General features: G+C 61.1%; 19 protein-coding genes. 10 read left to right on the top strand and 9 right to left on the bottom strand.

Annotated elements, in window-relative coordinates:
• Positions 1–248 precede the first annotated feature (248 nt).
• From VM99_20545 to VM99_20520, 6 genes are all read right to left on the bottom strand, one after another.
• The gene (locus VM99_20545; GenBank protein AKK00346.1) at positions 249–530 is read right to left on the bottom strand and encodes a tmRNA; all 282 of its coding nucleotides are present in this window, start codon (positions 528–530) and stop codon (positions 249–251) included.
• Positions 531–657: 127 nt separating this feature from the next.
• Positions 658–3,468, bottom strand: a complete 2,811-nt coding sequence (locus tag VM99_20540; protein ID AKK00345.1) for a 4Fe-4S ferredoxin — start codon at positions 3,466–3,468, stop codon at positions 658–660.
• A complete protein-coding gene (locus VM99_20535) occupies positions 3,465–4,136 on the bottom strand; it encodes a lactate utilization protein B/C (GenBank protein AKK00344.1) in 672 nt (223 codons plus the stop codon). The genes VM99_20540 and VM99_20535 overlap by 4 nt, the downstream gene beginning before the upstream one ends.
• Positions 4,133–5,590: a (Fe-S)-binding protein gene (locus tag VM99_20530; GenBank protein AKK00343.1), complete on the bottom strand. Its 1,458-nt coding sequence runs from the start codon at positions 5,588–5,590 to the stop codon at positions 4,133–4,135. The genes VM99_20535 and VM99_20530 overlap by 4 nt, the downstream gene beginning before the upstream one ends.
• Positions 5,587–6,411: an oxidoreductase gene (locus VM99_20525; protein ID AKK00342.1), complete on the bottom strand. Its 825-nt coding sequence runs from the start codon at positions 6,409–6,411 to the stop codon at positions 5,587–5,589. The genes VM99_20530 and VM99_20525 overlap by 4 nt, the downstream gene beginning before the upstream one ends.
• A 150-nt stretch (positions 6,412–6,561) precedes the next feature.
• Entirely contained in the window at positions 6,562–8,256 is a 1,695-nt protein-coding gene (locus tag VM99_20520; GenBank protein ID AKK00341.1) for an L-lactate permease, read from the bottom strand.
• 263 nt (positions 8,257–8,519) lie between these two features.
• On the opposite strand from VM99_20520, the gene pdhR reads away from it, so the two are divergent.
• The gene (gene pdhR, locus VM99_20515; protein AKK00340.1) at positions 8,520–9,287 is read left to right on the top strand and encodes a transcriptional regulator PdhR; all 768 of its coding nucleotides are present in this window, start codon (positions 8,520–8,522) and stop codon (positions 9,285–9,287) included.
• A 111-nt stretch (positions 9,288–9,398) separates the two neighbouring features.
• Here the strand turns inward: pdhR and smpB are convergent, their stop codons facing one another.
• Complete coding sequence (smpB, locus tag VM99_20510) at positions 9,399–9,881, bottom strand: SsrA-binding protein (protein ID AKK00339.1); 483 nt, start codon at positions 9,879–9,881, stop codon at positions 9,399–9,401.
• Between the two features lie 118 nt (positions 9,882–9,999).
• Between smpB and VM99_20505 the strand changes: the two genes are divergently transcribed.
• Genes VM99_20505 through VM99_20495 form a run of 3 tightly spaced genes read left to right on the top strand, consistent with a single transcriptional unit; the run spans position 10,000 to position 12,153 of the window.
• Positions 10,000–11,403, top strand: coding sequence for a symporter (locus tag VM99_20505; protein AKK01811.1), 1,404 nt, complete (start codon positions 10,000–10,002; stop codon positions 11,401–11,403).
• Between the two features lie 7 nt (positions 11,404–11,410).
• Positions 11,411–11,854 (top strand): ribosome association toxin RatA, encoded by a 444-nt coding sequence (locus VM99_20500; protein ID AKK00338.1) that lies wholly within the window; start codon positions 11,411–11,413, stop codon positions 11,852–11,854.
• Positions 11,851–12,153, top strand: a complete 303-nt coding sequence (locus tag VM99_20495) for a protein RnfH (protein ID AKK00337.1) — start codon at positions 11,851–11,853, stop codon at positions 12,151–12,153. Before VM99_20500 ends, VM99_20495 begins: the two co-directional genes overlap by 4 nt.
• A gap of 56 nt (positions 12,154–12,209) precedes the next feature.
• Here VM99_20495 and VM99_20490 read toward each other — a convergent pair whose 3' ends face one another.
• Positions 12,210–12,737 carry a membrane protein gene (locus VM99_20490; GenBank protein AKK00336.1) on the bottom strand — a complete coding sequence of 176 codons (528 nt, stop codon included), beginning with the start codon at positions 12,735–12,737 and terminating at the stop codon, positions 12,210–12,212.
• 97 nt (positions 12,738–12,834) lie between these two features.
• Here VM99_20490 and VM99_20485 point away from each other — a divergent pair, with 97 nt between their 5' ends.
• The gene (locus VM99_20485; protein ID AKK00335.1) at positions 12,835–13,239 is read left to right on the top strand and encodes a Fur family transcriptional regulator; all 405 of its coding nucleotides are present in this window, start codon (positions 12,835–12,837) and stop codon (positions 13,237–13,239) included.
• Positions 13,240–13,325: 86 nt separating this feature from the next.
• Here the strand turns inward: VM99_20485 and VM99_20480 are convergent, their stop codons facing one another.
• Positions 13,326–14,999 (bottom strand): recombination and repair protein, encoded by a 1,674-nt coding sequence (locus VM99_20480; protein ID AKK00334.1) that lies wholly within the window; start codon positions 14,997–14,999, stop codon positions 13,326–13,328.
• A gap of 241 nt (positions 15,000–15,240) precedes the next feature.
• Between VM99_20480 and VM99_20475 the strand changes: the two genes are divergently transcribed.
• The 5 genes from VM99_20475 to VM99_20455 all read left to right on the top strand — a co-directional run bounded on the left by VM99_20475 (position 15,241) and on the right by VM99_20455 (position 21,526).
• On the top strand, positions 15,241–15,807 hold the full coding sequence (locus tag VM99_20475) for a heat shock protein GrpE (protein ID AKK00333.1): 567 nt from the start codon (positions 15,241–15,243) through the stop codon (positions 15,805–15,807).
• A 101-nt stretch (positions 15,808–15,908) separates the two neighbouring features.
• Positions 15,909–17,825, top strand: a complete 1,917-nt coding sequence (gene dnaK / locus VM99_20470) for a molecular chaperone DnaK (GenBank protein ID AKK00332.1) — start codon at positions 15,909–15,911, stop codon at positions 17,823–17,825.
• Positions 17,826–18,193: 368 nt separating this feature from the next.
• The gene (locus tag VM99_20465) at positions 18,194–19,318 is read left to right on the top strand and encodes a molecular chaperone DnaJ (protein ID AKK00331.1); all 1,125 of its coding nucleotides are present in this window, start codon (positions 18,194–18,196) and stop codon (positions 19,316–19,318) included.
• 9 nt (positions 19,319–19,327) lie between these two features.
• Positions 19,328–20,134 (top strand): dihydrodipicolinate reductase, encoded by an 807-nt coding sequence (locus tag VM99_20460; protein ID AKK00330.1) that lies wholly within the window; start codon positions 19,328–19,330, stop codon positions 20,132–20,134.
• 255 nt (positions 20,135–20,389) lie between these two features.
• Entirely contained in the window at positions 20,390–21,526 is a 1,137-nt protein-coding gene (locus tag VM99_20455) for a carbamoyl phosphate synthase small subunit (GenBank protein ID AKK00329.1), read from the top strand.
• Positions 21,527–21,550 lie beyond the last annotated feature (24 nt).

The following is a 21,550-nucleotide window of genomic DNA, read 5'->3' as shown; positions in this document are numbered from 1 at the left end:
TCTAAGGCTGCTTACGCAGCGATAGCGAATTCCTGGCCGTAGTTTTCGTCATTGGCAACTATAGAAGTTGCAACAGTGGATTTACGAGTTCTGTTACCAACTCGGCATGCACCTAAAGTTTCGCAACCGGCGTCGAATCCTAAACGGCCCCGAACCTGTCGCTTCGTGAAACTGCTGAAGCGACAGGCGTTTGCAGTGTACGCCAATCTGGGGCTGAGGCCAACCCGGAGGTTGGCCTTGCCCACCGATCACTTGTTGGTGCCGTCGGAGGCTTGTCTGATTTCCAGGATGGTTTGCTGGGTTTCAGCAACGCATTCGTCAATTTTGCCTTGCGCTTTGAGCTCTTGTGCCCTTGTTACGCTGCGTGTCACACGGTCATTGAGATCGGCCGAGGATTGGTACTGTGTCTTGGCATTGTTGATGGTTTGGATATTGGCTTCGCACAGGCTGTCCGGCTTATCGGCGGCGAACGAAGCGGAGGCCATCATCGAGGCAGTAATGAATAGACCTAACAGCGCAGAACGTTTCATATGTATCTCCTTGAACTGAGGATCCAGACTTCGCTGGCCGTCAGACGGACAACCGAATGTAGGAAAAGCCCCAACGTTTGGGGCTTGTTCTGTGGACTACCGTCGCGCTGAAGGGTTCTATTTTTCTTCAGGTGGCCCTGGCTTGAGTCACCCGATCCACCAGGTAGACCAGTCCGTGGTAGTCGATGGTGCCGTGTTGTGTCAGGCCGATCTCGCAGGTGCGGCTGGTGGAGATGCCTTCGCTGCAATGCTGGACGGCGTCCTTGAGTGTGCGCAGTGAGTGGGCGTTGAGCTCCGGTGTGGTGAAGCCTTTGTCGCCGGCAAAGCCGCAACAATGAATGCCTTCGGGAATGACCACGTGTTTGCTGCATTTGCGCGCCAGGTCGATCAGTGCCTGGCTTTCGCCCAGGTGCTGGGTGCTGCACGTGACGTGCACGGCGATCGGGGCTTCTTGCGGGGTGAAGTCCAGGCGATCCATCAAGTGCGTGCGGATGAAGCGCACCGGGTCGTACAGGTCCAGGCGTGTTTCGCCAAGGTCCTGGACCAATCGCAAGGTGCAGGGGCTGGTGTCGCAGTAGATCGGATCGAGCCCGCCGCGGCTGGCGTGCAGCAGGGCGGCGATCAGTTCCTGGCGCTTGTGGTCGGCTTGTTCGGCGTAGCCTTTGGAGGCAAAGGGTTGGCCGCAGCACAGGTTGTCCTGATTGTCGGGAATGACGACTTGATAGCCGGCTTTTTCCAGCAGGCTGCGGGTCTTGTCGTACAGCGAGGCCTGTTCTTTGTCCCCTGCCGCCGGGCCCATGACGCGTGACACGCAGGCCGCCAGGTAGACCACGCGCGGGCGTTCGTCCGCCACGGCAGGGCTGAAGCGGATGGCTTTTTCCGGCTGGGGCATGGCGTTGGTCCACTGCGGCACCTGGCCCTTGGACAGCCGTGACACCGTTGCCGAGAGTTTCGCCAGGCGCGGCGCCCCCAGCAGCATGCGTGCGCCGTTGGCGACGTGCAGGGTGAAGCGCAGGCCTTGCAGTGTGGTGGCGAAGTTTCCTTCGATCCAGTTGGCGGTTTTCGTGCGCGTGGCTTCTCGGCTGCGCAGCTTTTTCACCAGCTCACCGGTGTTGATGCCTACGGGGCAGCGTTGAGCACACAAGCCGGTGGCCGCGCAGGTGTCGATGCCCTGGTATTGATAGGCCTGTTCCAGCTCGGTGGTGTCGGTGCCGGCCCGTTGTTTGGCCTGGATGTCGCGCCAGATCACGATGCGTTGGCGCGGGCTCAAGGTCAGGTCTTTGGAGGGGCAGACCGGTTCGCAGAAGCCGCACTCGATGCACTTGTCCACGAGCTCGTCGGCGGCGGGCAGCGGTTTGAGGTGCTTGAGATGGATCTTTGGGTCTTCGCTGAGCACCACGTCCGGGTTGAGAATCCCCTGGGGGTCGAGCAGGCGCTTGAGCTGCCACATCAGTTGATAGGCATCGCTGCCCCATTCCAGCTCGACGAAGGGCGCCATGTTGCGGCCGGTGCCGTGTTCGGCTTTCAGCGAACCGCCGAACTCCACGGCCACCAGTTGCGCGACGTCGTCCATGAACGCCTGGTAGCGTGCGATTTCGTCGGCGCTGTTGAAGCCTTGGGTGAAGACGAAGTGCAGATTGCCTTCCAGTGCATGTCCGAAAAGGATCGCTTCGTCGTAGTGATGTTTGTCGAAGAGTTCGATCAGGCGGTTCACACCGATGGCGAGTTGCTCCACCGGGAAGGTCACGTCTTCGATGATCACCGTGGTGCCGGTCTTGCGGACTGCGCCCACCGCCGGGAAGGTGTCTTTGCGGATGGCCCAGAGCCGGGCGTTTTCCCGTGGGTCTTCGGTAAAGTCGACTTGTTTTTCCACCGGGAAACTGGCCAACGAGGCCATAATCCGGGCGAGTTGCTCTTGCAGCAGGGATGAAGACGCCGCGCGGGATTCGATCAGCAGGGCGCAGGCATTCGTCGACAGATGCTGTACGAAATCCGGCATGCCCGGCTTGTCCTGCACCGAGCGCAGGCTGCGGCGGTCGAGCAGTTCCACGGCCGACACCGGCTGGCTTTTCAGCACGGTGACGGCGTTGCAGCAGGTTTCCACGTCAGGGAACACTATCAGCGCCGAGGCTTTGTGCGGATGGTCGATCACGGTGTTGTAGGTCACCGCGCTGATGAAACCCAGGGTGCCTTCTGAGCCCACCAGCAGGTGGCTCAAGATATCCACAGGCTCGTCAAAATCCACCAGCGCGTTGAGCGACAGCCCAGTGGTATTTTTCAGACGGTACTTGTGGCGAATTCGGGCAGCCAATTCGTTGTTGTCGCGGGTCTCGCGGCCCAGGGTCGCCAGGCGCTCCAACAGGTCTGCGTGGCTGTTGCGAAACGCCGCGACGCTGGCGGCGTCCTCGGTGTCGAGGCGGGTGCCATCGGCCAGTACCAGGCGAATGCCGGCCAGGGTGTGATAGGTGTTTTGCGCCGTGCCGCAGCACATGCCGCTGGCGTTGTTGGCGACGATGCCGCCAATCTTGCAGGCGTTGATCGAGGCCGGATCGGGGCCGATCTTGCGCCCGAACGGTGCCAGCCAGGCGTTGGCCTGGGCACCGATCACGCCCGGTTGCAAGCGGATCTGCGTGCCTTGCCCGCGAATCTCCCGGGCGTTCCAGTTATCCCCCAACACGATCAGCACCGAGTCGCTGATGGCCTGGCCGGACAGGCTGGTGCCGGCCGCGCGGAAGGTGACCGGAACCTGGTCGCGCTGGGCCAGTTGCAGCAGGGCGACCACTTCATCTTCGGTTTCGACCCGCACCACCAGTTTCGGAATCAGCCGGTAGAAACTGGCGTCGGTGCCGAAGGCCAGGGTCGACAGCGGATCGTCGAATCGGCGCTTGGCTGGGATCAGTTGGTGGACGTCGTGTAGGAAAGCAGCCGGAAGCGTCATTGGTCCTCCAGGATCAACACCACCAGGTCCTTCGGACCGTGGGCGCCGTAGGCCAGCACCTGTTCGATGTCGGCGGTTTTCGATGGGCCCGACACCAGCAGGGCATTGGTGGGCATGCCTTGGGCCCATTCGAATGCCTGCTGCACTTCATAGAAGTTGTTGTGGATCTCGCTGGCCTTGAGCAAGGCGAAATGCACCGGCGGCACCAGGCTCATCAGGCGTGGCTCTTCCCGCGTTGGCCAAAGGATCAGGCTGCCGGTGGCGGCGATGGCGCCGAGGGTTCCGGTCAGGCTGGCGGGCGTCTCGTTGAACAGCTCGGCTTTCCATTCTTCTATCGGCCGGTCGTAGGCCTTGAGGGTCGGCAGGTCCGGATGATTCGCCCAGTACTGCATGATTTTTTTCCCGTGGGGTGTCGTCGGGGCAATCAGCAGGCTTGGCAGTTGGCGGTCGCGCAGCAGTTGGGCGAGCAACGCCGGCCAGTCTTCGGCACGGGTCAGGTGGATTTCGGTGTGCACCGCTTCCATCAACTTGCGCAACTGCGGGATGCGTTCTTCGGGCGCATAACGGTAGGTCTGCGTCACCAGGTCGACATCGAAGTTGTCGGCCACGGGCGTGGTGCCGGTCAGGCTTTTACGCAACTTGGCGAGGATGTTTTCCTTGGCGCTCATCGACGGTCTCCCGGGCGGTTCAGGTGTTCGCGGGCCAGGTCATGCAATGAGCGGGCGGCGGGTTGGGGGGCGCTGTGGTTTTGCGTCCAGGGGCCAACGTTGCGCGGCGTGAGGGCGCGCAGGCGCGTGGCAAGGAAGCCGAACAGCCGATACAGGCGTGGCGAGCTGTTGAGCCAGGCCCAGGCATTCCAGATGAAGCGTTCCTTGGGCGAGTATTTGCTGCCCTGGCCACGCATCACTTGATGCGGGCTGTCCGGTGCCTTGACGTTTTCTTCGCGCAGGCGCCGCAGCAGGGCCGGGATCGGAATCTTCACCGGGCACACTTCTCCACAGGCACCGCAGAGTGATGAGGCGCTGGGGTGATCGGGCACCTTGGCCAGGCCGACCATGTGTGGCGTGATGATTTTTCCGATAGGCCCCGGGTACACCTCCCCATAGGCGTGGCCGCCGATTCGGGTGTACACCGGGCAATGATTCATACAGGCGCCGCAGCGGATGCAGTTCAGGGTCTGGCGCAATTCACTGTCGGCAAAGGCCTGGCTGCGACCGTTGTCCAGCAGCACCAGGTGAACTTCCTGGGGGCCGTCCAGTTCCTCGGCCTTGCGTGGGCCGGAGATCATGTTGACGTAGGTGGTGATCGGTTGGCCGAGGGCCGAGCGAGTCAGCAGCGAGAGCAATGGCACGACATCGCGCAGGTTCTCCACCACTTTTTCGATGCCGGTCACGGCGATGTGCACCGGTGGCACGGTGGTGGACATCCGTCCGTTTCCTTCGTTTTCCACCAGCAGCAGCGTGCCGGTTTCGGCGACGGCGAAGTTGACGCCCGACACGCCGATATCGGCTTCGAAGAATTTCTGCCGCAACACCTTGCGACCGATCTGAATGAGTTGGTCGACGTCCTTGGTGTACTCCACGCCGAGTTTGTCGTGGAACAAGGACGCGACCTGACCGGCATTCTTGTGGATCGCCGGCATAATGATGTGTGAAGGCTTCTCGTGATCGAGCTGGACGATGAACTCGCCCATGTCCGATTCCAGGCATTCAATGCCTTGAGCCGCGAGGACATGGTTCATTTCCATCTCTTCGCTGACCATCGATTTGCCCTTGATCACTTGCCGCGCCTCGTGAGCGCGGATGATCGAGAGGACGATGCCGTTGGCTTCGTCCACCGTTTCCGCCCAGTGCACGTTCACACCGTTGCGGGTCAGGTTGGTTTCAAGTTGTTCGAGCAGGTCGGGCAACTTGGATAACGCACGGGCGCGGACGGCATTGCCCAGCACCCGAAGGTGTTCTCTTTCGTGGGCATCGCTGAAGGACGTTGCCCGCTTGGTCATCAGTGAATCCATCGCGCTGCGAAAGTTGTTTCGCAGTTGCGTGTCGCCCAGCGCCTTGTGGGCTCGGGCGCGAAAATCTTCCTGCACCTCTACAGTGGGGATCAGCGTCGGCGTGCTCATGCGGCACCTCCGGTTCGCTGCCAGAGGAAACTCGCCAGATGCTGCCCGCGTAGCGCCTCCTGCTGCTTTTCCAACGCACCGTTGATGTTCATCAAGCAGCCGCAATCGGCACTGACGATCTTATGTGCGCCGGATTCCTTCAGCGCCCGGGTCTTGTCGGCCACCATCGCCCCGGAAATATCCGGCAGGCGCACGCTGAATGTCCCACCGAACCCACAGCATTCACTTTCATGGCTGTGCTCCACGCGTTCCACGTTGTGCAGCTGCGCCAACAGGGCGCGGCCGTGCAGGTGGGTGTTCATTTCCCGCCGCGCCGAGCACGAAGTGTGCAGCGCCACCTTCACCGGCTCGCCGCCATCCTTCAGCTGCACCTGACAGACGAACAACAGGAACTCGGCCAACTCGTAGGTCCGGGCGGCCAGGGCCCGGACTTGTTCAAGCGTGTCGGGTTCGTCCTTGAACAGGTCGCTGTAGTGCTCGCGCAACATGCCCGCGCAGGAGCCCGACGGCACGACCACCGGATAATCTTCGGCAAACAGCGCCAGTTGTGCCCGCGCCACGGTGCGTGCCTGCTCGGTGTAACCCGAGGTGTAGGCCGGTTGCCCGCAGCAACTCTGTCCTTGCGGGTATTCCACCCGGATCCCTTCGCGTTCCAGCAGGTGGATCGCATCCATCCCGGCTTCGGGGTAGAACAGGTCCACCACGCAGGTGCCGAACAGGTAGACCCGTTGCGGTTTCACGCTGGGGTATTGCCGCGGTTCAGGCAGTGGCGGGGCGACACGGGTCGCGTTTGGCACAGCGTTGTAAAAAAGCTCGCTCATCAGGCGTGTCTCCGGGTGGTCCCGGTTATCCGTCCGCTGAGGCCGCTGAATATAGAGAGCAAATCTTTCAGCAGCCTTGCAGACCCGGTGATCAATAGCGAACGCCGGCGGCTATTCCGGCGTCGGTTTTTTCTCTGCGGCGTGTGGTACTCAGTGCACCAGCATGCCGGTAAACCAGTAGGCCTGGGCCAAGGTGATCAGGCCGACGATCGTTGCAAAGAATAGGCTGTGTTTGAGGGTGAACCGGAACAGATCCGATTCCTTGCCCACCAGTCCGGTCGCGGCACAGGCCACGGCGATCGATTGCGGCGAGATCATCTTGCCGGTCACGCCGCCGCTGGTGTTGGCGGCCACCAGCAAGGTGTCGTTGACGCCGAGTTGGTGCGCGGTGGTGGCTTGCAGGGAGCTGAACAGCGCATTGGACGAGGTGTCGGAGCCGGTCAGGAACACCCCCAGCCAACCGAGGAACGGCGAGAAGAACGGGAACGCCGCGCCTGTGCCGGCCAGTACCAGGGCCATGGTCGACGACATGCCCGAATAGTTGGTGACGAAGGCAAACGCCAGGACCATGCCGATGGACAGGATCGGCCAGCGCAGCTCGAAAAGGGTCTCTTTAAAAGTGGTAAGACCAGTTTTGAGGTTGATTTTCAACACCAGCATCGAGATCAGCGCGGAGAAGAAAATCGCCGTGCCGGTGGCGGAAATCGGGTCGAGCTTGAACACGGCCGGAATGGCGGTGGGGTTGATCACGATCGGCGCGACCTTGATCACCATCTGGTCCAGGTGCGGGATGGCAAAGTTGAACACCCAGCCGTACATCGAGCCGCCCGCGGCGAACATCGCCTTGAACGGTTTCAGGGTCCAGATCGTGACCAGCACGGTGAGGATCAGGAAGGGCGACCAGGCCTTGATGATTTCCCCCAGGCTGTAGGGCGAAGCCACGGTGCTGCGCGGTTGGCCGAAACCACCCACGCTGGCGGTGACCGTTGCGCCAGACGTGGCGCCGGCAATCTGGGCGCCCGCGGTGCGCTTGGGCTGCCAGACCTTCAGGAACAGGGTCAGGGCGATCAGGCTGGCGAGTGCCGAAGTGATGTCCGGCAGTTCCGGGCCAATGAAGTTGGAGGTGAAGTACTGGGTGACGGCAAAGCTCAGGCCGGCCACCAGTGCGGCTGGCCAGGTTTCCCGCACGCCGCGCAGGCCGTCCATCATGAACACCAGCCAGAACGGCACGAACAGCGACAGCAACGGCAGTTGGCGACCGGTCATGGCGCCGATCTTGAAGGCGTCGATCCCGGTGACCTGGCCGGCCACGATGATCGGAATACCCAGCGCGCCAAACGCGACTGGGGCGGTGTTGGCGATCAGGCACAGGCCGGCGGCATACAGCGGATTGAACCCCAGGCCGACCAGCAGCGCGGCGGTGATCGCGACGGGTGCGCCGAAACCGGCGGCGCCTTCCAGGAAGGCCCCGAAGCAGAAGCCGATCAGCAGCACTTGCAGGCGTTGGTCGTCGGTAATCGACAGCACCGAGCTGCGGATGACCTCGAACTGACCGCTCTTGACCGTCAGTTTGTACAGGAACACGGCGGCCACGATGATCCAGGCGATGGGCCACAGGCCGTAGGCAAAGCCATATCCGGCGGCGGCGAAGGCCATGTCGGCGGGCATGTTGAAGGCAAATATCGCCACGGCAATCGCCAGGGCCAGCGTGATGCTGCCGGCCACGTGTCCCTTGAGGCGAAACACCGCCAGGGCCAGGAAGAAAAACACGATGGGAATGACGGCCGCGAGTGCGGACAAGCCGAGGCTGCCGAGCGGGCTGTAGAGCTGTTGCCAGGTTTGCATAGTGGGTGGGCCCCTAATTGTTGTTGGTCAGGCACTGATCAGCGAAACTGGATAATTGGTAATACCAATTTACAATCGCTGTTGGCTAGGGTAAAAGCCTTGGTTGTCGTGTGTCAATTTGCCGCTTGGAAACTTTCGTCGAATAAGCGGTGCAGATCGCATCTGATCTGCGTGTGCAAATGGCGTCTGGTGGGTGTGGCCGTGGCCCGGATGGGCCAGAATAGAGAGCCCGGCGAGCGGTCGGGATCGTGGAGAGTGGAGTTATGGGGTTTGATCAGATTCGTCAGCGCCGTTTGTCTGACGATATTGTCGAGCGGCTTGAAGGCATGATCCTTGAGGGCACGTTGAAGTCTGGCGAGCGGCTGCCGGCCGAGCGGACCCTGGCCGAACAGTTCGGTGTGTCACGGCCTTCGTTGCGCGAGGCGATCCAGAAGCTGGCGGCCAAGGGCTTGCTGGTCAGTCGCCAGGGGGGCGGTAACTACGTCGTGGAGTCACTGGGCTCGACGTTCAGTGACCCGTTGTTGCAATTGTTGGAAAGCAACCCCGATGCGCAGCGGGACCTGCTGGAATTTCGTCACACCCTGGAAGCGTCCTGTGCCTATTACGCCGCACAGCGGGCCACGGATGTCGATCGCGAACGCCTGACGGCAGCCTTCGAAGAATTGCAGGATTGTTATTCGCGGCACGAAGAGGTGAGTCGGGCGGAGGAGGGGGCGGCGGATGCGCGCTTCCACCTGGCGATCGCCGAAGCCAGCCATAACGCGGTCTTGCTGCACACCATCCGTGGCTTGTTCGACCTGCTCAAGCGCAATGTGGTGACCAACATCGGCGGCATGTACAAGCAGCGCAGCGAAACCCGCGACATGCTGATCAGCCAGCACCGCGAGCTGTACCAGGCAATCATGGACGGGCACGCCGAGCAGGCGCGGGAAGTGTCCAGCCGGCATATTCTGTACGTGCAGGAAGTCTTGGAAGAGGTGCGCCAGGAAGTGCAGCGAGTGGCGCGGGCAGAGCGGCGCAAGGGGATTTAGATTCGATCCTGTGGGAGCGAGCTTGCTCGCGATGGCGTACTTTCAATCAACATCGATGTTGACTGACCCGCCGTTATCGCGAGCAAGCTCCCACATTCGATTTTCCGAGGGCTAGTCTTCCTTGCCCTTGTTGCGCACCGCACGCTGCAGTTCACGCCCGGCGTCGCGCTCGCGTTCGGTATCGCGCTTGTCGTATTCCTTCTTGCCCTTGCCCAGCGCAATCTCGCACTTGATCAGGTGCTTGCTCCAGTACAGCGACGTACAGACGCAGGTGTAGCCTTTCTGCTGCACGGAGGCGAAGAGCTTTTCCAGCTCGCGCTTGTTGAGCAGCAGCTTGCGCGAGCGTACCGGGTCGGCAATCACGTGGGTGCTGGCCGTGGTCAGCGGGGTGATGTGACTGCCCAGCAGCCAGGCTTCGCCGTCCTTGAGCAGTACGTAGCTGTCCACCAGTTGCGCCTTGCCGGCGCGCAGGCTCTTTACTTCCCAGCCGGCCAGGACCATGCCAGCCTCGAAACGTTGTTCGATGAAGTAGTCGTGTCGCGCCTTTTTATTTTGCGCGATGGTCCCTGTGGGGTGTTTCTTCTGTTTAGCCATAGGGGCGGCATTATAGGCAGTTGCGTGCGTGTCGGCTACGGTGAACCTGCATGCTTGAGCACCTTGAGTGAATCCCGGACAATGCGGCCTCTTTTTTGAACGCTTGGGCGTGATCACGATGTCGACAGACAAGGTTTCTGTCCACGGCAGTTGGGCTAGCCGCTGGGTCTTCATACTCGCTGCGACCGGTTCTGCGGTGGGGCTGGGTAGTATCTGGAAGTTTCCGTACATGGTCGGGGTCTACGGTGGCGGCGCCTTCGTATTGATGTTCCTGGCGTGCATCGCACTCATCGGCGCGCCGGTCATGCTCGCCGAGACCCTGATCGGTCGCCGCGCCCGGCAAAGTCCGGCCAATGCCTTGAAGGTGCTCGCGGTGGAAGCCGGGCACTCGACCAAGTGGTCGTGGGGCGCCTTCGCCGGAATGATCACGGCCTTGTTGATCCTGTCTTTCTATAGCGTGGTCGGCGGCTGGTCGCTGGACTACATCATCGACATGGGCCGCGGCGATTTCCAGGGCGTCGCGCCTGACCAGGTCGGAGCGTATTTCGGCAAGGTCATCGATGATCCCTGGCGGTTGACCCTCTGGCATACGATCTTCATGGTGCTGTCGGCGGTGGTGATCGCCAAAGGCGTGGTGGCCGGGCTTGAGCGCAGCTTGCGAATCATGATGCCGCTGCTGTTCGTGATGATCCTGGTGCTGCTGGGCTACAGCATGACCACCGGGCACTTCATGGAAGGCCTGCACTTCATGTTCGATTTCAAGCCGGAGAAAGTCCTGGATGGCTTGCTGCCGGCCATGGGGCACGCGTTCTTCTCGCTGAGCGTGGGGGTCGGCTCGATCATGATCTACGGCGCCTACATGCCCAAGAACGCTTCGCTTACCCGCACCGTCGTCGGTGTCGCGCTGCTGGACACCTTCGTGTCGCTGATGGCGGGCGTGGCTTTGTTTCCGATTGTGTTCGCCGCCGGCCTCAACCCCAGCGAAGGACCGGGGTTGATGTTCGTCAGCCTGCCCTTTGCCTTCGGTAGCATGGCGTTCGGCCAAGTCATGGGCGTGGTGTTTTTCGTGCTGGTGGCCATCGCGGCCTGGAGTTCGGCGATTTCCCTGCTGGAACCCATGGTGGCTTACCTGGTGGAACGGACTCGAATCGGTCGCGCCTGGGTCACCTTCTGGCTGGCTTTCACCTGCTGGTTCGTAGGCCTGGGCACGGTGTTTTCCTTCAATATATGGAAACAGGCGAAGTTTTTCGTGAACGAAGGCGGCTTGTTCCATCTCTACCAGTGGGGAGCAACCGGAGGACTGGATTTCTTCGGCGTGATTGATTTCTTCACATCACGGATCATGCTGCCATTGGGCGGTTTGTGTTTCGTGGTGTTTGCAGGATGGGTCATGGGGCGTGAGGCGGTGCGTGATGAATTGTCGCTGCGCAGCCCTGTATTGTTTGCCTTGAGCCTGTTCTTGATGCGCTACGTGGCGCCCATCGGCATTCTCGTAGTGTTTGCCGCCCAGCTGTGGAAGTGACGCTTACATGACGACACATATTCAACGCTCGGCCTTGCTGCCTTACCCGGCGCAGGCGCTGTACGACCTGGTCAACGATGTGGCCAGTTATCCACAGTTCCTGCCGTGGTGCTCGTCCGCCGAGGTGCTGGAGAGCTCCGGCACCCACATGCGCGCCAGTCTCGATATTGCCAAGGGTGGGTTGAGCCAGCGCTTTGTTACGCGCAACACCCTGGTGCCGGGGCAGTCCATTGAAATGAATCTGGAGGAGGGGCCGTTCAACCAGCTCCACGGCGTCTGGGTGTTCAAGCCTCTGGGCGACAAGGCCTGCAAGATCAGCCTGGACTTGTCCTTCGATTACGCCGGTCCACTGGTGCGGGCGACGCTGGGGCCGCTGTTCAACCAGGCGGCCAACACCCTGGTCGATGCGTTCTGCCAGCGTGCCAAGCAGAACGCAGAGCTCAAGCGTTGATTGAAGTCGAAGTGGTGTACGCGTGCTTGGAGCGCCAGTTCTTGCGCGCATTCGCGGTGCCGGAAGGTACGAGCCTGCGCGCGGCGTTGACGGCCTCCGGGGTAGCCGAAGCCTTCCCTGAACTCGATCTGGCGACCTGCCCGGTCGGGATCTTTGGCAAGGTGGTTGCCGATCCCGAGAACCAGCTGGTGCAAGCCGCCGATCGCCTGGAAATCTACCGGCCGCTGTTGGCGGATCCGAAGGAGATTCGTCGCCTGCGTGCCCTCAAGGCAGCGCAAGCGCGCCAGTCCGAGCAGTAGTCCGTCGAATCGAGGCAATAAAAAACCCGGCATGCCGGGTTTTTTCATGTCGCCGATTATTGCGGCGAGGTGTCCAGCGGTTCTGGCGTCGGGACGGGTACGGTCTCGACGTTGTCCACATCCTTCTGGATCTGGTCCAGCAGCGATCCTGGCTTGGCCGGTTTTTCCGGTTTCGGCTTTTCGGCGTTCTGGGTCGGATCGGTAACGGTCGTGCCGCTGTCCTTGCCCATGATGGCCTCGTCGCGGCTCACACCGGGCATGAAGTCGCCCGACAGGCTGACGAGTTGGTCATTGCCATTGAAGATAACGCTGATGCGTTCCTGTTGGCGCTCACCGCCACCTGGCTGCAAGCTGTACAGATAATCCCAGCGATCGGCATGGAACGTGTCGGCGAGCAGGGGGTTGCCCATGATAAACCGTACTTGCCGGCGGGTCATTCCCGGGCGTAACTGGTCTATCATGTCCTGCGTGACGACATTGCCCTGCTGGATGTCGATTTTGTAAACCCCGGGGAATGAACAACCGGCGAGTGCGAGCAGTCCCACGAAGGTGAAACTGGTTAGCAAGAGCTTGGTGTTTTGCATCGGTGGGCGACTTCCACTATCTTGGCTGGGACAACGTAAACGCCGATCATACCCGCATTAAGAGAAGCTGCGAAGCAGCATCGCGAGAAAGCTGACCATGGTTGAAAATAGCGAACTACGCAAAGCCGGCCTCAAAGTGACCCTGCCACGGGTCAAGATTCTACAAATGCTCGATTCTGCCGAGCAACGCCACATGAGTGCCGAAGACGTCTACAAGGCGCTTATGGAAGCTGGCGAGGACGTTGGTCTGGCCACGGTTTACCGTGTCCTGACTCAATTCGAGGCAGCGGGTCTTGTGGCTCGTCACAATTTCGATGGCGGTCATGCGGTCTTCGAATTGGCTGACGGGGAGCATCACGATCACATGGTGAACGTGGAAACCCGTGAGGTCATCGAATTCGTCAGCCCGGAAATCGAAAAGCTGCAAAAGGCAATTGCTGAGGAGTATGGCTTCGAGTTGATCGACCACCATCTCGTCCTGCACGTGCGCAAAAAGAAGTAAGCACGTTGCGTGAGCCACGGCTCCCAAAACGATAGAAGGCGACCCCAGGGTCGCCTTCTTGCTTTGTGGCTTTTATCGGTCGTATGTCAGGTTTTTGCGGCGATGACCATTTTTTTCGCGTGGGCCAGGGATTCCTTGGTGAGGTCGATCCCTCCCAGCATTCGAGCCACTTCCTCCACGCGCTCGCTCTTGTTGAGCTTGGACACGGCCGTTCGGGTGGCATCCTCGCCGCGCACCTTATGCACAAATAGATGCTGGTGCCCTTGGGCGGCCACTTGGGGCAAGTGAGTGACGGTCAGCACCTGACCGCGCTCCCCCAGTCGGCGCAGCAACTGGCCGACAATCTCCGCCGTCGGGCCGCCGATGCCCACGTCCACTTCGTCGAAGACCAGTGTCGGCACGCGCGAGGTCTGCGCCGTGATGACCTGGATGGCCAGGCTGATCCGTGACAACTCACCGCCCGAGGCGACTTTTGCCAGGGCCTTGAGCGGTTGCCCGGGGTTGGCGCTGACCAGCAATTCCACTTGCTCCAATCCGTTGGGCTGGAGTTCATCGCTGGCGTTGGGTTTCAGCTCGATGGTGAAGCGGCCCCCGGGCATGCCCAGGCGCTGGATTTCCTGTTCCACGGCGCTGGCCAGCCCGGTGGCGGCCTGCTGCCGAAGTGCGCTGAGCTCCTTGGCCTTTTCCTGGTAATGACGGGCGTAGGATGCCAGTTCCTCCCCCAGGCGCTCGATGGACTCATCGTTGGCGTTCAGGGTTTCCAGTTCCTCCAGCAGGCGTTGCTGAAGTTCGACGACGTCGGTCGGCTGGACGCGATGCTTGCGTGCCAGGGTATAGATGGTATCCAGCCGCTCTTCCAGGTATTGCAGGCGCGCTGGGTCGGCATCGAAGTGGTCGAGGAAGCGGTTCAGTTCCCCGACGGCTTCCTCGACCTGAATCTGTGCACTCGTCAGCAGGTTGGTCGCTTCGTTCAGGGCTCCGACCGAGTTGTTCACGCTGGTGAGTCGATTCAGGCTGGCGGTCAGCGCATTGAGCACGTTTCCCGAATCGCTTTCGCTGCACTGCTCCACGACCTGGCGGCAGATGCCCAGCAGGGCTTCGGCGTTGGTCAGGTTCTTGTGTTCCTGCTCCAGCTCTTCCAGTTCATTTTCGCCCAGGGCCAGGTTTTCCAGCTCCTCGAGCTGATAGCTCAGCAGTTGGTGGCGCGCCCGTTGTTCGTCGCCGGAGTTGGACAGTCGGTCCAGTTCCTGGCGCGTTTGTCGCCAGCGCTGGGCCGCCAGTTGAACCTGGCGCGCCAGGTCGGTGGCACCGGCGTACTCGTCGAGCAGGCGTCGATGGGTGTCGGTCTTGAGCAGGGATTGGTGTTCGTGCTGGCTATGGATGTCGATCAGCAGTTCGCCCAGGGCCTTGAGGTCGCCCAGTGGGCAGGGCGTGCCGTTGATGTAGCCTCGCGAGCGGCCTTCCGCCGTGATGACCCGGCGCAAGATGCACAGGCCGTCGGTGTCCAGGTCGCGCTCGGCCAGCCAGGCACTGGCTTCGGGGATGTCGACCAGGTCGAAGGTCGCCAGGATGTCGGCCTTGTCCGCGCCGGGACGCACCACGCCGTTGTCGGCGCGATCGCCCAGCGTCAGGCCCAGGGCGTCGAGCATGATCGATTTGCCGGCACCGGTTTCACCGGTGATCACGCTCATGCCTCGATCGAGTTCGAGGTCGAGGTGTTCGACGATGGCGTAGTTGTGTACGGACAGGTGCACCAGCATAAGGCCGCTCCCAGGCTTTAGGTCTGGTTATTTATACAGTGTTTTGTTTTGGCCTGACAATGCCTTCGCTTAGCTCGATTTGCTTGAGCGGAAGCATTTCTTAGCGCTGGCTGGAATGGATATGCAGCTGTTTTTTGTAAGGTTAATTCGTCGGCAAGCCCTTGAAGCTGAAAAACCTGGCCCCATATACCGGGGCAGAAGCGCGAGTCGAGCTCGCGGACGAAATTGAAAGGAGAAATCTATGGCTGACGAACAGACGCAGGATACGCAAAATCTAGACGCCAATCAGGCTCCCCAGGATTCGGGTGATGATCTGGCAGCACGTGTACAAGTGCTCGAAGAGCAATTGGCCGGCGCGCAGGATCAGGCGTTGCGTGTGGCAGCCGACCTGCAGAATGTCCGCCGTCGCGCCGAGCAGGATGTGGAAAAAGCCCACAAATTCGCCCTGGAGCGTTTCGCCGGCGACCTGCTGCCGATCATCGACAGCCTGGAGCGCGGCCTGGAGCTGTCCAGCCCGGACGACGAAAACATCCGTCCGATGCGCGAAGGCATCGAGCTGACCCTGAAAATGTTCCAGGACACCCTCAAGCGTTATCAGCTGGAAGCCATCGACCCGCACGGCGAACCCTTCAACGCCGAGCATCACCAGGCCATGGCGATGCAGGAAAGTGCCGACGTCGAGCCAAACAGTGTCCTGAAGGTGTTCCAGAAGGGCTATCTGCTCAACGGTCGCCTGCTGCGCCCGGCCATGGTCGTGGTCAGCAAGGCGCCAGCTCCGGTTTCGCCTTCTATTGATGAGCAGGCTTGAAAACGGTCGTAACGGCCCCATCTATAAGTCAAGCGTTTAAGTGCTACCGCAGTTAGCCACCACTGCTGCGGCAACCAAATCCAAGTTCCGGGAGAGTTAACATGGGCAAGATTATCGGTATCGACCTGGGGACCACCAACTCGTGCGTCTCCGTGCTGGAAAACGGCAAGGCCAAGGTGATTGAGAACGCCGAAGGCGCGCGTACCACGCCGTCGATCATCGCGTACGCCAACGATGGCGAAATTCTGGTTGGCCAGTCGGCCAAGCGTCAGGCCGTGACCAATCCGCATAACACCCTGTACGCGGTGAAGCGTCTGATCGGTCGCAAGTTCGACGAAGAAGTTGTTCAGAAAGACATCAAGATGGTGCCTTACAAAATCGCCAAGGCTGACAATGGCGACGCCTGGGTCGAAGTGAACGGCCAGAAAATGGCACCGCCACAGATTTCGGCTGAAATCCTGAAGAAGATGAAGAAAACCGCCGAAGACTACCTCGGCGAAGCGGTGACCGAAGCCGTTATTACCGTGCCTGCCTACTTCAACGACAGCCAGCGTCAGGCCACCAAGGACGCCGGCCGCATCGCGGGCCTGGATGTAAAACGTATCATCAACGAACCGACCGCTGCGGCGCTGGCCTACGGCATGGACAAGGCCAAGGGCGACCACACCGTGATCGTCTATGACCTGGGTGGTGGTACTTTCGACGTTTCCGTGATCGAAATCGCCGAAGTCGATGGCGAGCACCAGTTCGAAGTACTGGCAACCAACGGTGACACGTTCCTGGGTGGTGAAGACTTCGACATCCGCCTGATCGACTACCTCGTCGACGAGTTCAAGAAAGAAAGCGGCATGAACCTCAAGGGTGACCCGCTGGCGATGCAGCGTCTGAAAGAAGCCGCTGAAAAAGCCAAGATCGAACTGTCCTCGAGCCAGTCGACCGACGTGAACCTGCCGTACATCACCGCAGATGCCACCGGTCCTAAGCACTTGAACGTGAAGATCTCCCGCGCCAAGCTCGAAGCGCTGGTGGAAGACCTGGTTCAACGCACCATCGAACCTTGCCGCATCGCCATGAAAGATGCCGGTATCGACGTCGGCTCGATCAACGACGTGATCCTGGTGGGCGGTCAGACCCGTATGCCACTGGTCCAGAAGCTGGTGACCGATTTCTTCGGCAAGGAAGCACGTAAAGACGTGAACCCGGACGAAGCCGTTGCCATGGGTGCTGCGATCCAGGGCGCCGTTCTGGCCGGTGACGTGAAGGACGTCCTGCTGCTCGACGTCAGCCCGCTGACCCTGGGTATCGAAACCATGGGTGGCGTGATGACTGCGCTGATCGAGAAGAACACCACGATTCCTACCAAGAAATCCCAGGTGTTCTCGACGGCCGACGACAACCAGAGCGCCGTGACCATTCACGTGCTGCAAGGTGAGCGCAAGCAAGCCGCCCAGAACAAGTCCCTGGGCAAGTTCGACCTGGCCGAGATTCCACCAGCACCACGTGGCGTGCCACAAATCGAAGTGACCTTCGACATCGACGCCAACGGCATCCTGCACGTCGGCGCGAAAGACAAGGCCACCGGCAAGACCCAGTCCATCGTGATCAAGGCCAACTCCGGCCTGTCCGAGGAAGAAATTCAGCAGATGGTTCGCGATGCTGAAGTCAACGCCGAGGAAGACCGCAAGTTCGAAGAGCTGGCCAGCGCCCGTAACCAGGGTGATGCCCTGGTGCACTCGACTCGCAAGATGATCGCTGACGCCGGTGACAAAGTGACCGCGGAAGAGAAGACTGCGATCGAAGCTGCCGTGGTTGCCCTGGAAGCCGCTGTGAAAGGCGACGACAAGGCGGCCATCGAAGCGAAGATCGAAGAGCTGTCCAAGGTCTCCGCGCCAGTGGCCCAGAAGATGTACGCCGAGCAGGCTCAACCTGCCGAAGGCGCGGCGGCACAGGGCGAATCGGCCGAAAAAGCCGACGACGTCGTGGACGCCGAGTTCGAAGAAGTGAAAGACCACAAGTAATCGCTTGTTGGTCGGCCGGTTGACTGCATTTGTGCGGTGGCTGGTAGGATGTCGCCGCGCGGGGGCTTGCTCCCGCGTTGGCGTGTCTGGAGCCAATGAATTTTTACAGCGTGCGACAGTGCTCGGACGCTGGCGGTGTGAACGGGAATGCTCCTGCTTTCCGGGCAAGTGACACCGCGTTTTGGCCGGTTCCCTGGCTGAAAGATGTGGGTTTGCATGAAGGGGCGCGCAGGCGCTTTTCATGCAGAGCTTGAGACCAGGATCGTTGAATCGACGTGGTTGGGCCTGGGCCTTTGCGGGGAGGGCTCAACGAGTTTGGCAAGGTTCAGGAGAGGTTTGCCGAACGTCCTATAAGAGTGCAAAGACTAATGGCAAAGCGTGACTATTACGAAGTATTGGGTGTTGAGCGGGGGGCCAGCGAGGCAGAGCTGAAAAAGGCCTATCGTCGTCTGGCGATGAAGCACCACCCGGATCGTAATCCCGATGACAAGGCGTCCGAGGAACTGTTCAAGGAAGCCAACGAGGCTTACGAAGTCCTGTCCGACTCCAGCAAGCGCGCGGCCTACGACCAGTATGGTCATGCTGGTGTCGACCCGAGCATGGGGGGCGGCGGTGCCGGGTTTGGCGGCCAGAACTTCTCCGACATTTTCGGTGACGTGTTCAGTGACTTCTTTGGTGGCGGTCGCGGCGGTGCCCGTGGCGGCGCCCAGCGTGGCAGCGATCTGCGCTACACCCTGGAGCTGAACCTGGAAGAAGCGGTGCGCGGTACCACCGTCAACATCCGCGTGCCGACGCTGGTCAATTGCAAGCCGTGCGACGGCTCGGGTGCCAAGAAGGGTTCCTCGCCCGTCACGTGCCCGACCTGCGGTGGCATCGGCCAGGTTCGCATGCAACAGGGCTTCTTCTCGGTGCAGCAGACCTGCCCGCGCTGCCATGGCCAGGGCAAGATCATTTCCGATCCGTGCGACTCCTGCCACGGCGAAGGGCGTGTCGAAGAGTACAAGACGCTGTCGGTCAAGGTGCCGGCCGGTGTCGATACCGGTGACCGCATTCGTCTGTCCGGCGAAGGCGAGGCGGGTGCCCAGGGCGGCCCGACCGGCGACCTGTACGTGGTGATCAATGTGCGCGAGCACGCGATCTTCCAGCGCGACGGCAAGCATCTGTTCTGCGAAGTGCCTATCAGCTTCGTCGATGCGGCCTTGGGTGGCGAGCTCGAGATCCCGACCCTCGACGGTCGCGTCAAGTTGAAGATTCCCGAGGGTACGCAAACCGGCAAGCAATTCCGGATCCGCGGCAAAGGTGTTGCGCCCGTGCGCGGCGGTGGCGCTGGCGACCTGATGTGCCGCGTCGCGGTGGAGACGCCGGTCAACCTGAGTCGGCGCCAGCGTGAGTTGCTGGAGGAGTTCCGCAGTTCGCTGGAGGGTGACAACAGCCACTCCCCGAAAACCACCGGTTGGTTCGAAGGCGTGAAGCGCTTCTTCGGCGATCTGTAAGGAGGTCGCATGCGACGTATAGCTGTGATGGGCGCTGCGGGGCGCATGGGCAAGGCGTTGGTCGAAGCGGTGCAGCAGCGCTCGCCGCTCTCCGGCCTGACGGCGGCCATCGTGCGGCCCGACAGCACGCTGGTGGGCGCGGACGCGGGTGAGTTGGCTTCGCTTGGGCGCATTGGCGTGCCGATGTCTGGCGGCCTGGAAAAGGTGCTCGACGAGTTCGATGTGCTGATCGACTTCACGCTGCCAGACGTGATGCTGAAGAACCTGGCCATCTGCCGTAAGCACGGCAAGGCCATGGTGATCGGCACCACCGGGCTGGACGCTGCGCAAAAGCAGTTGCTGGCCGAGGCGGGCAAGGACATTGCGATCGTGTTCGCGGCGAACTTCAGCGTGGGCGTGAACCTGTCGCTCAAGCTGCTGGACATGGCAGCCCGGGTCCTGGGTGACGATGCGGATATCGAAATCATCGAGGCGCATCACCGGCACAAGATCGACGCGCCTTCGGGAACGGCCTTGCGCATGGGTGAGGTGATTGCTGATGCGCTGGGGCGCGACCTGCAACAGGTGGCCGTGTACGGACGCGAGGGGCATACCGGCGCTCGCCAGCGCGACACCATCGGTTTTGCCACGGTGCGCGGTGGCGATGTGGTGGGTGATCACACGGTGCTGTTCGCCACCGAGGGCGAGCGCCTGGAAATCACCCACAAGGCTTCGAGCCGGATGACCTTTGCCAAGGGCGCCGTACGTGCCGCACTGTGGCTGGATGGCCGCGAGCCTGGTTTGTACGATATGCAGGACGTTCTCGACCTGCGTTGATGCCAAAGAAAGCGGGGTTCACGTTATACTGAGCCCCGTTTTGCACCGCTTCGCGACGGCCTGTCGCATTCCCCTGCCTTTAAGGCTCATTAGCGGTGGACCAAAAAAGCCTTTTTCTGTAAGCTACAGCTTTAGTGTGTCCACTAAAAGCGCGCAGAATAATTCAGTGAAGAAGCGGGGTGACGTGTCCATACGTCACTCCGCTTTTTTACAACCTGCGATCGCCCTTTCAGGCTTTATTTACGGGAGGTCTTCTTGACTAAGCCAGCCATACTCGCCCTTGCTGATGGCAGCATTTTTCGCGGCGAAGCCATTGGAGCCGACGGTCAGACCGTTGGTGAGGTGGTGTTTAACACCGCAATGACCGGCTATCAGGAAATTCTTACCGATCCTTCCTACGCCCAGCAAATCGTTACCCTGACTTACCCGCACATCGGCAACACCGGTACCACGCCGGAAGATGCCGAGTCCGATCGTGTCTGGTCCGCCGGCCTGGTCATCCGTGACCTGCCGCTGGTAGCGAGCAACTGGCGTAACACGATGTCCCTGTCCGATTACCTGAAAGCCAACAACGTCGTGGCGATCGCCGGTATCGACACTCGCCGTCTGACCCGTATCCTGCGGGAGAAGGGCGCGCAAAACGGCTGCATCATGGCCGGCGACAATATCTCCGAAGAAGCCGCCATCGCTGCCGCCCAAGGGTTCCCGGGCCTCAAGGGCATGGACCTGGCGAAAGTCGTCAGCACCAAGACGCAGTACGAGTGGCGTTCCTCGGTCTGGAGCCTGAAGACCGACAGCCACCCAACGATCGAAGCGTCCGAGCTGCCGTATCACGTGGTGGCCTACGACTACGGCGTCAAGCTGAACATCCTGCGCATGCTGGTCGAGCGCGGTTGCCGCGTGACCGTGGTGCCGGCACAAACCCCGGCCGCCGACGTCCTGGCCCTCAAGCCCGACGGCGTGTTCCTGTCCAACGGCCCGGGCGACCCCGAGCCTTGCGACTACGCGATCCAGGCGATCCGGCAAGTGCTGGAAACCGAAATCCCGGTATTCGGCATCTGCCTGGGCCATCAACTGCTGGCCCTCGCCTCGGGCGCCAAGACCGTGAAGATGGGTCATGGCCACCACGGTGCCAACCACCCGGTGCAGGACCTGGATACCGGTGTCGTCATGATCACCAGCCAGAACCACGGTTTCGCCGTGGACGAAGCGACCCTGCCGGCCAACGTGCGGGCGATTCACAAGTCGCTGTTCGACGGCACGCTGCAAGGCATCGAGCGTACCGACAAGAGCGCGTTCAGCTTCCAGGGCCACCCTGAAGCGAGCCCGGGCCCGAACGACGTGGCTCCGCTGTTCGATCGCTTCATCAACGAGATGGCCAAGCGACGCTGACCGCGCGAAGCCTGAGGGCGGCCC

The sequence above is a fragment of the Pseudomonas chlororaphis genome (assembly GCA_001023535.1).
In the GTDB taxonomy this organism is placed as follows: Bacteria; Pseudomonadota; Gammaproteobacteria; order Pseudomonadales; family Pseudomonadaceae; genus Aquipseudomonas; species Aquipseudomonas chlororaphis_E.
This window is presented reverse-complemented; position numbering and strand designations above follow the sequence as displayed.